This window comes from Ketobacter sp. MCCC 1A13808 (genome assembly GCF_009746715.1).
Lineage (GTDB): Bacteria > Pseudomonadota > Gammaproteobacteria > Pseudomonadales > Ketobacteraceae > Ketobacter.
This window is the reverse complement of record NZ_VRKW01000009.1, coordinates 18,003-32,111: the sequence shown is the minus strand read 5'-3', so window position 1 is coordinate 32,111 and position 14,109 is coordinate 18,003. Positions and strand designations below refer to the sequence as shown.

Annotated in this window: 14 protein-coding genes and 1 riboswitch; of the genes, 2 read left to right on the top strand and 12 right to left on the bottom strand. The window is 50.9% G+C overall.

Going from position 1 to position 14,109, the window contains the following annotated elements; all coding sequences use genetic code 11:
• Positions 1-9 precede the first annotated feature (9 nt).
• From FT643_RS15920 to FT643_RS15865, 12 genes are all read right to left on the bottom strand, one after another.
• The gene (locus FT643_RS15920; RefSeq protein ID WP_156872413.1) at positions 10-810 is read right to left on the bottom strand and encodes a cobalt-precorrin 5A hydrolase; all 801 of its coding nucleotides are present in this window, start codon (positions 808-810) and stop codon (positions 10-12) included.
• The gene (cobI, locus tag FT643_RS15915; RefSeq protein WP_156872412.1) at positions 810-1,526 is read right to left on the bottom strand and encodes a precorrin-2 C(20)-methyltransferase; all 717 of its coding nucleotides are present in this window, start codon (positions 1,524-1,526) and stop codon (positions 810-812) included. The genes FT643_RS15920 and cobI overlap by 1 nt, the downstream gene beginning before the upstream one ends.
• Positions 1,523-2,794, bottom strand: coding sequence for a precorrin-6y C5,15-methyltransferase (decarboxylating) subunit CbiE (gene cbiE / locus FT643_RS15910; protein WP_156872411.1), 1,272 nt, complete (start codon positions 2,792-2,794; stop codon positions 1,523-1,525). Before cbiE ends, cobI begins: the two co-directional genes overlap by 4 nt.
• Positions 2,794-3,435: a precorrin-8X methylmutase gene (locus FT643_RS15905; RefSeq protein WP_156872410.1), complete on the bottom strand. Its 642-nt coding sequence runs from the start codon at positions 3,433-3,435 to the stop codon at positions 2,794-2,796. The genes cbiE and FT643_RS15905 overlap by 1 nt, the downstream gene beginning before the upstream one ends.
• On the bottom strand, positions 3,425-4,198 hold the full coding sequence (locus FT643_RS15900; RefSeq protein ID WP_198043609.1) for a precorrin-6A/cobalt-precorrin-6A reductase: 774 nt from the start codon (positions 4,196-4,198) through the stop codon (positions 3,425-3,427). Before FT643_RS15900 ends, FT643_RS15905 begins: the two co-directional genes overlap by 11 nt.
• A complete protein-coding gene (locus FT643_RS15895) occupies positions 4,195-5,328 on the bottom strand; it encodes a cobalt-precorrin-5B (C(1))-methyltransferase (RefSeq protein ID WP_156872408.1) in 1,134 nt (377 codons plus the stop codon). Before FT643_RS15895 ends, FT643_RS15900 begins: the two co-directional genes overlap by 4 nt.
• Entirely contained in the window at positions 5,312-6,757 is a 1,446-nt protein-coding gene (locus FT643_RS15890) for a cobyrinate a,c-diamide synthase (RefSeq protein ID WP_156872407.1), read from the bottom strand. The genes FT643_RS15895 and FT643_RS15890 overlap by 17 nt, the downstream gene beginning before the upstream one ends.
• Before the next feature lie 196 nt (positions 6,758-6,953).
• A riboswitch (cobalamin riboswitch) is annotated at positions 6,954-7,153 on the bottom strand.
• A 131-nt stretch (positions 7,154-7,284) separates the two neighbouring features.
• On the bottom strand, positions 7,285-8,139 hold the full coding sequence (metF, locus tag FT643_RS15885; protein WP_156872406.1) for a methylenetetrahydrofolate reductase [NAD(P)H]: 855 nt from the start codon (positions 8,137-8,139) through the stop codon (positions 7,285-7,287).
• Between the two features lie 3 nt (positions 8,140-8,142).
• The gene (gene ahcY / locus FT643_RS15880) at positions 8,143-9,531 is read right to left on the bottom strand and encodes an adenosylhomocysteinase (RefSeq protein ID WP_156872405.1); all 1,389 of its coding nucleotides are present in this window, start codon (positions 9,529-9,531) and stop codon (positions 8,143-8,145) included.
• Between the two features lie 36 nt (positions 9,532-9,567).
• On the bottom strand, positions 9,568-10,728 hold the full coding sequence (gene metK / locus FT643_RS15875; RefSeq protein ID WP_156872404.1) for a methionine adenosyltransferase: 1,161 nt from the start codon (positions 10,726-10,728) through the stop codon (positions 9,568-9,570).
• A 30-nt stretch (positions 10,729-10,758) separates the two neighbouring features.
• Positions 10,759-11,754: an ArsR/SmtB family transcription factor gene (locus FT643_RS15870; protein ID WP_156872530.1), complete on the bottom strand. Its 996-nt coding sequence runs from the start codon at positions 11,752-11,754 to the stop codon at positions 10,759-10,761.
• An 87-nt stretch (positions 11,755-11,841) separates the two neighbouring features.
• A complete protein-coding gene (locus FT643_RS15865) occupies positions 11,842-12,354 on the bottom strand; it encodes a gamma-glutamylcyclotransferase family protein (protein ID WP_156872403.1) in 513 nt (170 codons plus the stop codon).
• Between the two features lie 260 nt (positions 12,355-12,614).
• Between FT643_RS15865 and FT643_RS15860 the strand changes: the two genes are divergently transcribed.
• Positions 12,615-13,805 (top strand): Na/Pi symporter, encoded by a 1,191-nt coding sequence (locus tag FT643_RS15860; RefSeq protein WP_156872402.1) that lies wholly within the window; start codon positions 12,615-12,617, stop codon positions 13,803-13,805.
• 49 nt (positions 13,806-13,854) lie between these two features.
• Positions 13,855-14,100, top strand: a complete 246-nt coding sequence (locus tag FT643_RS15855) for a hypothetical protein (RefSeq protein ID WP_156872401.1) — start codon at positions 13,855-13,857, stop codon at positions 14,098-14,100.
• Positions 14,101-14,109 lie beyond the last annotated feature (9 nt).

Sequence of the window (14,109 nt, the reverse complement as noted above, 5' to 3'; positions counted from 1 at the left end):
AATTCCTGTTTAAGATTGTGTTGAGTAAATTCGCGCAATAGCGCAAGTGGCTTTGCGCGATTTCTGTTTCGGTAAAATCAGTTCGCACAGGCCATCGCCTAAGCGACGGGCTCCGGTCAATGCTGCCGATTCCGCAACGCCGTAAACGCCGACTGTATTGAATACATACTCGGATCGGGTGGTGAGTTGTGCTTCCACACGGGACAATTCAGATGCGCTGAACGTGTGGTAGGAGGCTCCCATTTTACTGGCCAGTTCAATTAATCCCGCTTCATCGTGTTTAATGTCAATGCTGGTAATGCTGCTGATTTGTTGTAGAGAAATACCCGCTTGAGCTACGCTGTTTTCCAGCAACGATTGTAATTCCTCAGTGGGACAATTTCGCTCACAGCCCATACCGGCTACGTAACGCGGATTAAGATAAGCGTTGGCGCTGGTAATCACCGGTTGTGCCTGAATCATAGCGGCGACTTCCGCTGCCCATTGATTCGCACCGCCTTCGTGGCCAGATAGAATCGGGATGACAAACTTGCCGCTTTCATCCAGCACCAGCACCGGTGGATCGCTTTTTTTATCACGGATAACGGGCGCTAGAGTGCGCACAGCAATGCCGGTAGCGCAAATTAAAACCAATGCTGATCCGCTGCTAAAGGCATTCTGAACCTGTTCGGTAAACGGCTTCGGTTTAAACCACTGTTCGCAATCATGGGCGGTGGCGGTCAGCGCAAGATGCAGTTTGTCCGACAGTGCCCGACCGGGTTCGGTGAGGGCCACGATACGTATTGGCCTGTTCAGCACGCGGGAACCCATTACCGATGTCCTCTCTCTGAACGGGTGACCACAAATAATGAAAAATAGGGGCCGGGTTCCTGGCGAAGTTGTTCTATATCTTCCCGGATTACTTGTTCCGGTCGTCCGATGTATTCCAGATAGCGTGCATCGGCGGTGCGGTCTGCGCGGGCGAGTGCCTGCAGGATTTTCTGCCGTGCCCGCCCGGCTTTCATGATGACTACCGAATCATGTTGTTGCAGAGTTCGAACGATTTCTGTTTCTGAGTGCCGTCCGCTGACCACGGCAAAGGATTCTGTGAGCACCGTTAGCGGTAGCTGCAACGCTGACGATGCCGCTTGTACCGACGAGATGCCGGGCACAACGAGACAAGCGTTCGCTGCTTTCAGGCGTTCAAGAAGATAACCGAATGAACCGAAAAACAACGGATCGCCCTCACATAAAAAGACAACTTTTCTATTCCTGTCGAGCGCGGCTTGTATTTTAACTGCAGATTGATCATAGATACCGTTGGCGATGCTTCGGTCTTCGCTCATTGGCATAAAGATAGGAATTTCGTCCTGAAGTCGCTGCGGGTTGCCGAGTACAGCAGAGGCAATATTCTTAGCTTGAGATTGTCCTGCTTCATTACAGATATAACTGATGACATCGGCTTCACCAATAAGGCGGGCGGCTTTCAGAGTGATGAGCTCCGGATCCCCGGGGCCGACGCCGACGCCGATAAATAGAGCGCTCATGGCAAGTCACCGGTTTTAGTAAAACTAAAAATCTCGACGGGTAATTTATCTTTATAACTCAGCCTGTTGCCCGAAACTGTGCCACGCTTAACCGCCAAGATTACCGATTCGACGCGTGCGTTTACAACGGCTTCAGCAAACCCGCTGAGCTGATGACGGGTGCTTTCCATAACGGCGCTGGCCACCAGGACGCCGTTTATTGGTAATCGGCTCCAGGCCTGGTCCAGCAAAGCAGCTAACTCGCCGTCACTGCCACCGATAAATATTTTATCTGGCGCTGGTAATTCAGCCAGGCACGCGGGAGCGCGTCCTTCCTTTATTTTAAGGTTGGAGACCACACCGAAACGGCGTCTGTTTTCCTGCAAATATTGCAGCCGTTGCGGATGTTGTTCAATTGCGTACACTGTGGTGCGGGCATTCCAATACGCAAGTTCTATGGCTACGCCGCCGCAACCAGCTCCGATATCCCAAACTACATCGTCATTGGCGGCCTGCAAGTACGACAAAATTTGCAAGCGAACTTCCCGCTTGCTGATCATACCGCTGCCGGGTGCCGATCCGGTTTCGAATAAGACATCCGCAAAGCCCGGGAACTGGGGTAAAGTGCTGCTTTGTCCTTCAACCTGAACGATAGTGATGTGCAGTGGATCGAACGTGACCTGGCCGTCAATCAATTCGTGAATCGGGAAATTCCGCACTCGTTCGCTCGTATAGCCCAGGTTCTCACAGACAGTAATCCGGCTTCGTGTATAGCCGGCCTGACTGCATTCTTGGGCAATCCTTGCTGGCTGACTGTTCTTGTCCGTAAGTATTACCACGGTGGACTTGGCTTTTAATGCGGTGCGTAGGATTTCCGGAGGCCTGCCATGCAGACTGAGGACCGTGGTGTCCTGAAGTGATAAGCCAAGCCGGTGGCAGGCGGCTTGAACGCTCGAAATCGCGGGATAGAAAACCAGTTCGCTCGGTAAAAATTGTTGGCCGAGCCAGCGCCCGATGCCATAAAACAGTGGATCACCGGAAGCCAATATCACGATCTTTTTGGCCCCGCGCTGACGTAGCTTTTGTTCCAGTTCAGTCAGTTTAGGCAATTCAGTGGTTTCGGTTTGGGTGCGATGATTTTCCAGGTAATGAGCGATGGTGGCCAGCTGCCGTACAGAGCCATAAATTTGGTCGCAATTCATCAGCGCGTGTTGCGCTTCAGCGGAAAGCTGTGCTCGTGACGCGACACCCAAACCAACGATATGCATTGCTGAATAATCACCGGACATCAGTAGTATTCACCTCGCAGGCAGCGTAGCAATGCATTACAGGTTGCAGCGGCCACAGCACTGCCGCCTTCACGGCCAAGTAGGGTAATGCATTCTATCCCCAGACTGGTATGGTGTTCCCATAACGCCGATTTCGATTCGGCCGCACCCACAAATCCCACCGGCATGCCGATGATCAGTGCGGGTTTATCGGCTCCTGCCGCCAGCATTTCCAGCAGGCGGAACAGCGCGGTAGGGGCGTTACCGATAATTACCACACTTCCGGCCAACTGATCGCGCCAGCTTTCCAGTGCGGCCATAGTGCGTGTTTCACCCGACAATTTGGCACGTTCGACGGTATCCGCGTGATTCAGAAAGCACATTGGTTGCTGCGTTATCATGCGCTTGGTGATGCCCTGCCTGACCATCTCAACGTCGCATAGAATAGGGCAATCATGAGCGAGCGCATGTAATCCGCTTTCACAGGCTTGTGCGCTGAAGCGGATTTGTTCCGCCAGCTGAGGAAGACCGAGACTGTGTATCACCCGCATCACAATTTGTTGTTGTTCCCGGTTGAATTGTTCAAGATTGACTAGTGCCCGAATAATTTCAAAACTTTTGGATTCGATGCTTTGCGGATTTTTCTCGTAATCAAACTGCATTTTTTTGTCCTGGAATCGCGGCATAAGATGCGATGTAACGTTCACACTCGTCCATTTTCCGGAACGATTTGTCTGCCAGAGGAAGGCCGGGCCGTTTGAGCATAAAAACGGGGAGTCCCGATTCACGAGCAACCTCAAGTTTGGCGGCGGTCGCGTCTCCACCGCTGTTTTTACAGACCACGGTATCGATGGCCTGGTGAGTAAAAAGCGCGTGTTCTTCCGCAACCGTGAAGGGGCCGATCGCGTCGACCCAGAAAATATTGGCTGCCTGAATCTTTGGCTGTGCTGCTGCCGTGCGAATGGTGAAGTGAATAGCCGGATTATTCATGCAGTACCGTAACACCACTTCCGGTGGGCGCCCGATTGCAAGTAACACCGAACGGAAGCGGGAAAGTTTCGGCAATAAATAATCCCAGGAATCAAATTCCACCCAGGAATCATGCGATTGCGGTTTCCAGGCTGCGCGTTGCCATTGCCAATAGGGAATCCGATTCGCGCGGGCTGCCAGGATGGCGCTGGCGCTGATCCGTGCAGCATAAGGGTGGGTTGCATCAAGAATGGCGCGGATTCCCTGTTCCTTTACATAGCGGCTCAAGCCGCCGTACTGAGCGAAACCACCGCTAATCACGGTGCAGGGTAATTCCGGTTCCCGTACCAGACCGGCAATACTGTAAATGACAGGACAGGTGTCTGGTAAAAAAGTGTGCAAACGGTCTGCAAGTCGTTTTCCATCCCGGGTGCCACCTAAAATTAGCAGGCTCACAATGACGCTCCCGAATGGTTGGCGGCCTGAGCTGAACCGATAAATTGGCCTTGCCGGTTTATGGCCCAGACCTCCAGTTCCATTTGCTCCGGTACATACCGGCGTGCGACCATGCGAGCGTTCTCACAAATGGCACCAGCCAGATCAATGCGTTGATCCCTACACTGATTCAACACGTCAATACTGGTGTTGGCTTGCTGAATATTTTTCACTAAGGCGTCGTTCGCTCCTAATGATTGAGCCAGTGCCGCCATCTGTTCAAAATCGATCGCAGATACACGGCTATTCAAATCCAAATGTCCGTTGGCTAACTTGGTCATTTTTCCAAACCCGCCACAGATAGTCAGTTTTTGAATGCCGGATAACGGTGGTAAGGCTTTTATATGTTTTAACACCGCACCGGCAAAATCCCCCATTTCTATTAATGCCACATCCGGCAATTGATAGTGTTCACGAATGGCATTTTCACTGCTGTTTCCTGTTGTGGCTGCAATGTGAGTGATACCGTTGGCATTGGCCACATCAATTCCCTGATGAATAGAGGCAATCCAGGCTGAGCAGGAAAACGGTCGCACAATGCCGGTGGTACCCAGAATAGAAAGCCCGCCGATGATACCCAGTCGCGGGTTCATGGTTTTTTGTGCGATCTGTTCGCCGTCTTCGACGCCCACCGCCACTTCGAAGCCACCCGGGTATTGATAGAAATCTGCCAGTGACTGTAAATGATCGGTCATCATTTTGCGCGGGACCGGGTTTATAGCGGGTTCGCCCACATCCAATAGCAGCCCATTCCGGGTCACGGTGCCGACGCCTTTTGCGGCCTTAAAAATAATTCCGGGCTCTGTCAGTAGCGTCAGCTCAACAAAGACAGTGGCGCCGTGAGTTGCATCGGGATCGTCGCCCGCATCTTTGATCGTGCGGGTTATAGCCGTTTGGTTATGGTGTCGGTAATTTTCAATTTTTAATTCAACCTGACGACCTTTGGGCAAGGTGATGGTGACGGAAGCCGGCTGGCTTTGTTTCAACAGACTGTGCGCGGCAGCTACACAACAGGCCGTTGCACAGGATCCGGTAGTTAAACCGGTCCGTAGCGTCTGGCCTGGATTTCGCTCTTCACTCTCCGGCCACATTTGAAATACCTGCAATTTTGTTGGCTGTTTTTGCGTTAATTTCGGCTTCCGGAGCTTTGGCATACTGCGTCTGCGTAAAAGCCGATGTTGCGAATTGCGGATTAAATAAAGCGGCAATCGCATCCGGATTGGAGGGAAAAAATAAATGCAAATAGGTCGCTGTTAAATGACGTTGCCGATAAATCGCCTCGCCTGGGGCCGGATGTTTTTGTCGTTTTCCGTGGGCGATGGGTGCGGGCGTATCATGACTGCGGGAACGGTGATGAGCATGGGCTCGCACATCGCCCTCCGGTAGTTGAGCGGTTTGCATACCTTGACAACCGCGTTTACCACGCATGGAACCATGTCCGGTAATGAGCCCTGCCAGGGGAAACGAAACCCCGTCCAAATCGGTGAGTGTTTGCAGGCAATACAGCAGTCCGCCGCATTCTGCCAGAATGGGTTTGTCCTGCTCAAAAAAGGTGTTCAGCTCGGAAAGCAATGCGTGATTTTCAGAAAGGGCGCGTGTATGCAGTTCCGGATAGCCGCCCGGGAACCAAAGTGCATCGGCTGCAGGCAGTTGGCGATCAGCCAGAGGCGAAAAATAGGTAATGTTTGCACCCAGTTCCTGCAACATCTGCACATTGGATTGATAAATAAAGCTGAAGGCGGCATCTTTGGCGATGGCAATGGTTTTATTCGCTAAAGGCTGTTGCGAAAGCAATGGTTCGAAGCGTGACGGTTTGGTGGATTCGATCTCGGGTTGTTGAAAGACAACGGGCTGTAAGGCGCTGATAAAATTATTGATACCGGCCGTTTCCAGCCAGTCCGCCCCAGCCTCAAAACACCGCTCCAATTGTTCTGTAACTTCACTCGCCTGGACTAATCCCAGATGGCGCTCCGGTAGAGTGACGTCATCCGCGCGTTTTAGCGAAGCAATCAAAGGTAAATGGGGGGGCAATGCGTTCTCAATCAATTCCCGGTGCCGGTCTGATCCACAGTTGTTAGCCAGCAAACCCACCACGTTAATATCAGAACGAAAATTCGCTAACCCGGTAACCACCGCTGCCGCCGTTTGCGCCATGCCCTTGACATCCATCACAATCGCCAATGGGATGGAAAACTTTGCTGCCAAATCCGCACTGGATGGGTCGCCATCGAACATGCCCATCGCCCCTTCCACCAAAATGATATCGGCCTGTTGTGCGGCATCAAACAGCATTTGTTGGCAATAGGATTCACCGGCCATCCACAAATCCAGTTGCTCAACCGGTTGCCCGGATGCTTGTTGCAGGATTTGCGGGTCCAGATAATCAGGGCCGGTTTTGAACACCCGGACAATCTTGCCCTGTCGCTGAAGCAAACGTGCGAGTGAGGCGGTCACCGTGGTTTTACCCTGGCCGGAAGAAGGTGCAGTCAGGAACAGGGCGGGGCAGCGGGCAGTTTTCATAGGCTAACCAGATTCGTGGGGTGGTCGATTCTGCCAGCCGGCACAGGCCGCTAGCAGAAATCATTGGCTACCGGGTTGGCAGGAGGCAGCAAGCGGAATTGATTGGCCAGGGGGCGTGATCGCGATGAACCGGTTGAGCGGTTGCTGAGCAACGGAATTTGGTCATAATGTTTTCCCTTTGTACCCACCGTACAGAATTTGAATGAATGTGCAGGCCGGTCTTCGGGCTTGGAGATGATAGTCTTGCGGGACCTATCCTCGATTGTTCCTTCCCAGAGTGAATACTCCAGTGGATTAACAAACTAATCTCGTTTACCGATGCGGGGGCAGCGATGGAATCATGAACCATACTTCCCGATTATCCCCGGATGGGGCACCTGCGTCCGGCACATACTAACAATTTATCCGGGGGATGAATAGGCGAACCGCAGGTCACCACTACCGTCCTGCCTGCAGTGCGAGCTAACTGAAAGCGATTCTTATCTAGCCTTCCGATAGCCGATGATCTGTCTGGGCAGTGGGCGACGTTAACTCAGATCCAGGTTATCCCAAATTGCCAGGGTCGGTGCGGACTGGTTCATTGTATAGAAATGCAAACCGGGCGCGCCCATCCCCAGTAGTGACTGGCACAGACTGGTGATGACCTCTTCGCCAAACTGCAGAACGGAAGTTGGATCACCGGAATAAGATTCCATCCGAACCCGAATCCAGCGCGGAATTTCTGCACCGCACATTTGAGAAAACCGAACTAGGTTTTCGTAATTTATGATGGGCATGATGCCGGGTACCACCGGAATATCCAGTCCTCTTTTTTCGCAGCTATCCACGAAAAACTTATAGGCATCGATATTGAAAAAATACTGAGTGATAGCGCTATTGGCACCGGCTTCCACTTTGGCTCTGAAGGCGTCCAGATCGGCGTTCATACTCTTTGCCTGAGGGTGCATTTCCGGATAAGCAGCAACTTCAAGATGGAAATGATCACCTGTCTGTTCGCGGATAAATGCAACCAGATCACTGGCGTATTTCAGCTCGCCAATAGAGGCTCCCATCCCTGACGGCAAATCTCCGCGCAGGGCAACGATACGCTCAATCCCGTTGGAGACATATTGCTGCAGAATTTCCCCCAATTGTGATTTGCTATCCCCTACACAAGATAAGTGAGGTGCAGTACTAATACCGGTATTCTGCTTCACCTGCGTTACGGTTTGAAACGTGCGATCCCGAGTAGAGCCGCCGGCACCATAAGTGACAGAGAAGAAGCTGGGGCTTTTCGCCGCCAGCTCCTGTTGTACGCGCTTTAGCTTTTCCACACCGGCGTCGGTCTTTGGTGGGAAGAATTCAAAGCTGTAGCGTTTATCATATTGCGTTTGTGAATTCATTGTTCAGTACTTATAGCTGTCTGGTTTAAAAGGACCTTCAACCGGAATGTTAATGTATTCCGCCTGGGTGTCGGTCATACGCGTAATCACCCCGCCAAAGCCACGCACCATTTCTGCAGCGACTTCTTCGTCCAGCTTTTTCGGCAGCACATTTACATACAGATTGGATTGCTTTTCTGCTGCAGGCAGGTCGGCAAACTTGCGTTCCCACAAATAGATTTGCGCCAGAACCTGATTGGCGAAAGATCCATCCATAATGCGTGATGGGTGGCCTGTGGCATTGCCCAGGTTGACCAGACGACCTTCGGATAACAGGATCAAGTGGTTGTTGCTGGCTTTGTCGCGGTAGATTTTGTGAACCTGAGGCTTAATTTCCTGCCATTCCCAATTCTTACGCATAAACGCTGTATCAATCTCACTGTCGAAGTGACCGATATTGCATACGACTGCGCCGTTCTTCAGGCCTTTCAGCATATTGGCATCACAGACGTTGACGTTACCGGTGGTGGTAACCACCAGATCGGTGTTCTGCAACAGTGCTGTGTTAATGCAATTTTCGCTGCCGTCATTGATCCCGTCGTTATAGGGAGACAACACTTCAAAACCGTCCATACAGGCTTGCATTGCGCAAATCGGATCGATTTCAGTGACCCGCACAATCATGCCTTCCTGACGCAACGAAGCAGCAGATCCTTTGCCTACGTCTCCGTAGCCGATCACTAACGCTTTCTTACCGGATAGCAGATGGTCGGTGCCACGTTTGATGGCGTCACTCAGACTGTGGCGACAACCGTATTTGTTGTCGTTTTTGGATTTGGTTACGGCGTCGTTGACATTGATCGCGGGAACTTTCAGGGTGCCTTTTTCCAGCATTTCCAACAGACGGTGCACACCGGTAGTGGTTTCTTCTGAAATACCGTGAATGCGGTCCAGCATGTGCGGGTATTTGTCATGTAACAACAGGGTTAAGTCACCGCCGTCGTCCAGAATCATATTGGCGTCCCACTCTTTGCCTTCGCTCAGAACGGTTTGCTCTATGCACCACCAGAACTCTTCTTCGGTTTCACCTTTCCAGGCAAACACTGGAATGCCGGCAGCGGCGACTGCAGCAGCAGCGTGATCCTGTGTGGAAAAAATATTACAGGAAGACCAGCGTACATCTGCACCCAGCTCGATCAGTGTTTCGATCAATACAGCGGTTTGAATGGTCATGTGAATGCAACCCATGATCTTTGCGCCTTTCAGGGGTTGTTCCGCTTTGTACTTGGTGCGCAGTGCCATCAGCGCAGGCATTTCGCCTTCAGCGATTTCGATTTCGCGGCGGCCATAGTCGGCCTGTGAGATGTCAGCAACTTTATAATCGCTAAAATTGTTTTCGAGAACGGCGTTCATAGTTCAGCCCTTTGAAGAGTAAATAGTTGAATGAATTTAAATATTGGCAGCGTCGCGCAAAATGGCTGCTTTGTCGGTCTTTTCCCAAGTGAACTCTGCTTCTTCACGGCCAAAGTGACCATAGGCTGCAGTGGCACGATAAATAGGTCGGCGCAGATCCAGCATTTCAATAACACCGCGCGGGCGCAGGTCAAAGTGTTCACGTACCAGGCCGGCGATCTGTTCTTCGCTGACTTTGTTGGTGCCGAACGTATTGATTGAAATTGAAGTCGGTTCAGCTACACCAATGGCATAAGAAACCTGAATTTCGCATCGGTCGGCCAGACCTGCCGCGACAATGTTTTTTGCAACATAGCGGCCGGCATAAGCAGCAGAGCGATCCACTTTGGAAGGATCTTTACCAGAGAACGCACCACCACCATGACGCGCCGCGCCGCCGTAAGTGTCGACGATAATTTTACGGCCGGTCAGACCACAATCACCTACAGGCCCGCCGATAATAAACTGGCCGGTCGGATTGATGTGATATTGAGTATCCTTGTGCAGCCACTCAGCCGGAAGTACGTTTTTGATCAGTTCTTCCATAATGGCTTCGCGCAGATCGGCCAGCTTTACACCTTCATCATGTTGGGTAGACAGAACGACCGCATCTACAGCAACAGGCTTGCCATTTTCGTAGCGCAGTGTGACCTGGCTTTTGGCGTCCGGACGCAGCCAGGATAAAATTTTGTTTTTACGTAAATAGGCCTGACGCTGAACTAAACGATGTGAATAATGTATCGCTGCCGGCATCAGTACGTCTGTTTCATTGGTGGCGTATCCGAACATTAAACCCTGATCACCTGCACCCAGGTCTTTGTCTTCGGCTTCGTCGACGCCCACTGCAATGTCGGCAGATTGTTTGCCGATAGCATTTAGAACGGCACAAGAGGCACCATCAAATCCGACATCAGAACTGTTATAACCGATGTCCAGAATTACGTTACGTACGATGTCTTCCAGATCGACGTAGGTGTTGGTGCGAACCTCTCCGGCGATAACGGCCATACCGGTTTTAACCATAGTTTCCACCGCCACACGGGCGTGCGGATCGTCTTTAATAATGGCATCCAGCACAGCGTCTGATATCTGGTCTGCCATTTTATCGGGATGGCCTTCAGAGACCGATTCTGATGTGAAAATGGAGTATTCGCTCATTACACTCGATTCCTTTGCTTGCGTTCAATGTTAAAGTTTGTCGAAACGTCTGATCTGAATCTGAAACCCGTTTCGTAGTCCCAGATAGAGACTGTCCTTGCTGTCCAATCCGGCTTCTTGCGCCCAATCGGTTAACTCTTCAGGGTCAAAACCCAGCCACAAATCACCGCAGCTTTGTTTTGCCCAATCCTGATCGTGGTGACATAAATCCGCCACCACTAATGTGCCGCCACTTTTTAATAACCGGGTGCAATCTTCAAAAACATCAGCCGGCGACGGTACGTGATGTAAAACCATATTGCAGACGATGCGATCAAACTGTTTGGCCTGCTGCACGGCATCTTCGGTATCGGCACACAGTAGCGTAACGTTATCCAGTTGATGTTGCTGCCGTAATGCTTCTGCCTTTTCTAACATCTCTTTGGAAATGTCGATGGCGGTGACGGTTCCGAACAGTTGTGACAGCGTGGGTAGGAATGCACCTTCGCCGGGTCCGATCTCCAGCGCGCTGTGATCCTTTTGCGGATCGGTTTGCAGCAGCATGTCTTTGACGTTGCCGGCGTATTGATCGAACAGAGCAATCAATTCCTGTTGCTCACGGAATTGGTCCGCATGACGGTCAAAAAATTCCCTGGAAACTTCTTCGCGCTCTTGCTTTATGCGGTGAATATTGTCGGCGGTGGTCAATGCTAGCGGTACCTGATCGATGCTTGCGTACAGTGACGCTAACAATTGCCCCAGCGGTGTAGCGGTATCGGCTAAAACCCGGCGATAAAAAATGGAGTTGCCTTCCCTTCGGGGGGTGATGGCCCCGGCTTTGGTAAGGACTTTCAGATGATGACTCATGGCCGGTTGCTTGATATCGAAAATGTCACACAGTTCCAGTACACCAAAAGAGGCGGTTTTCAGGGTGCGTAAAACTTCCAGGCGCAACGGGTCGCCGCAGCCTTTGCAGAGTAGGGCAAGGGACGTCAGGTTGTCAGGAACTAGCTTGTTCAGCACTGTGGATTGGGCATCGGCATTCATGGTGGGCAAGTCTAACAGTGAATCCCACCTATATCAAAATATTTTGATATAGGTTTTTGCCGTGCAGAAACGGAAGCCTGATTTCCCTCAAACGGGCAGGTAAATGCTCCGTTCCAGCATTTCCCGTTCATAGTCCTGATCTTCAACTGCTTCTATTTGCTGGATTTTTTCAATGTATTCAGCAGGCCGGCCGGCTTCTCTGGCTCCTGTCAAAACATGGCTTTTATACCAACTATATGGCGCCATTCTGCGGTTAATCAAAATGGCGTAGTAAGTCATGGCGGTTTGAGGTTGCTGATCAGCGTCAAATATGGTGACATCCCGGCTTTGATAGCCCACGCCGAGTCCTTCTGCGAGATCCAGGAACGGTTTTTCCCGGCGGGGGATTGTATAGAGTACACCGTAGACCAGGTCAGTGGGGTTTCCGGTATGAGCGGCGTCGCATTTGGCGGAACCGTCTTTGCCCTGTTTATGAAACAGGAGCTGGTGCTCAGGTAAGAAGTAAACACCCAGGGGAGTGGCTCCGGGAACTCTTTTTTGCAATCGTTTCACGGATAAATTGGAGCCGTAGGCGAAATAGTGAAGAGTTTCTTCGGTCATTCAGATTCTCCTGTGGGGTGTTTCGGAATGCATGGTGTCAGGGTACCTTATATGGTGCCGGATGCGCATGAGTCCGGTCACTCTCAGACGTATAGTTGTCTTTTTGACGAAAGTTCTGTGTTCGTGTTTTTTGTCATGAACATGTCATTCATTTTTAATATGGTTCGCCGTAGCAGAGTTAGCTGCGCGGGCAGGTTGCTTTACGACTTGCTGCTTTATTGACCGATAGTTGTACTGCGAACGCCTTCAGGATATTTGCTATGACAGCAACCACGACACACACAACACAAGCTGCGACACCAGACAAAGGATTACCTCAGACTTCCACCGGTCCTGGTTGGATTAAATGGCTGCAGGTTGCCGGACTGATTTACTTGTTGCTGGTTGCGGTTTCATTAATCGGCAGTGGTTTCAAACTCTCAGCAGGGGAGCAGGCTAAAGAACTGTTTGCTTTTGCGAGCAATCCCGTTGCCGGTTTGGTGGTCGGTACTCTTGCCACCGCACTTATTCAGTCTTCCAGTACGGTTACGTCTATTATTGTTGGCCTTGTTGCCGGTGGCTTGCCGGTGAGTATCGCCATTCCCATGGTGATGGGCGCGAATATCGGAACCACCATTACCAATACAATCGTCAGCCTTGGTCATGTACGCAAGGGAGACGAATTTCGCCGGGCATTTGCTGCGGCAACGGTACACGACTTTTTTAATTTGCTCAGTGTCGCAATCTTTCTGCCCCTGGAGATTATGTTCGGCTTTCTTGAAAAGATGGGGGCTAGCCTCGCAAACTTGTTAGTGGGGGGCGACCCGATGGACATGGGCGGCTTGGATTTTATTAAGCCTATTGTAAAACCTCCGGTGAAGTTCTTAGAAAGCAGTGTGCTGGGAGGCTTGCCTGATATGGCCACAGGCATTGCCATGGCTGTGCTCGGAATTGTGACTATTTTCATCGTAATTACACTTATCGGCAAATTACTAAAATCGTTAATGGTGGGTAAAGCCAAAGACATTTTACATTCGGCCGTCGGTCGTGGCCCGGTGTCCGGTATTACTTCCGGTACCGTGATCACGGTGCTGGTTCAATCCAGCTCAACGACCACCAGTTTGATTGTGCCTCTGGCAGGGAGCGGAGTATTTTCCCTGCGGCAGATTTATCCATTTACTCTTGGTGCCAACATCGGAACCTGCATTACTGCGCTATTGGCGGCGACTGCAGTGGCTGGCCCTAATGCGATCTTTGCATTGCAAATTGCATTAATACACTTGATCTATAACTTCCTGGGTGTGGTGTTGATTTACGGTATCCCGTTTCTGAGGGATATTCCGCTCTGGGCTGCCGATAAGCTGGCTGAAGCCACCATGAAGAGCAAATTGTATGTAGTTGGCTATGTCTTGATTGTGTTTTTTATAGCGCCTTTAGTTTTGATTGGCGGGAGTAATCTTCTGGGGGTCTGACCCGGGATTATTGCAATCACTTTTATTTGTATTTCGCCGGAGCAGGTAAATGGAAACCACAACTAAAAAGCAGGAACTGGAACTACATATTGCTGAATTGGAACGATCCATCGCAGAGTTAAAAGTGCAACTCAAACAATTGGAAGAGTCCGACCAGCACCAGGCCATAGATAATCTGGAAGCCTATCTGGCGACGATGGAAAATCGCTGGGATACCCTGAAAGATTTCTGGCCGATTGTTCAAAATGAATTGCGCGATATGTTTGTAAAAATGAAAGGTGATAAAACGAAATGAAGGGCATGG

Coding starts and splice junctions, on each gene's coding strand:
- ahcY (WP_156872405.1), bottom strand. CDS start 9,531: ATGAACGCCGTTCTCGAAAACAATTTTAGCGATTATAAAGTTGCTGAC.
- FT643_RS15865 (WP_156872403.1), bottom strand. CDS start 12,354: ATGACCGAAGAAACTCTTCACTATTTCGCCTACGGCTCCAATTTATCC.
- metF (WP_156872406.1), bottom strand. CDS start 8,139: ATGAATTCACAAACGCAATATGATAAACGCTACAGCTTTGAATTCTTC.
- FT643_RS15855 (WP_156872401.1), top strand. CDS start 13,855: ATGGAAACCACAACTAAAAAGCAGGAACTGGAACTACATATTGCTGAA.
- FT643_RS15905 (WP_156872410.1), bottom strand. CDS start 3,435: ATGCAGTTTGATTACGAGAAAAATCCGCAAAGCATCGAATCCAAAAGT.
- FT643_RS15890 (WP_156872407.1), bottom strand. CDS start 6,757: ATGAAAACTGCCCGCTGCCCCGCCCTGTTCCTGACTGCACCTTCTTCC.
- cobI (WP_156872412.1), bottom strand. CDS start 1,526: ATGAGCGCTCTATTTATCGGCGTCGGCGTCGGCCCCGGGGATCCGGAG.
- FT643_RS15895 (WP_156872408.1), bottom strand. CDS start 5,328: ATGTGGCCGGAGAGTGAAGAGCGAAATCCAGGCCAGACGCTACGGACC.
- FT643_RS15870 (WP_156872530.1), bottom strand. CDS start 11,754: ATGAATGCCGATGCCCAATCCACAGTGCTGAACAAGCTAGTTCCTGAC.
- FT643_RS15860 (WP_156872402.1), top strand. CDS start 12,615: ATGACAGCAACCACGACACACACAACACAAGCTGCGACACCAGACAAA.
- FT643_RS15920 (WP_156872413.1), bottom strand. CDS start 810: ATGGGTTCCCGCGTGCTGAACAGGCCAATACGTATCGTGGCCCTCACC.
- cbiE (WP_156872411.1), bottom strand. CDS start 2,794: ATGTCCGGTGATTATTCAGCAATGCATATCGTTGGTTTGGGTGTCGCG.
- metK (WP_156872404.1), bottom strand. CDS start 10,728: ATGAGCGAATACTCCATTTTCACATCAGAATCGGTCTCTGAAGGCCAT.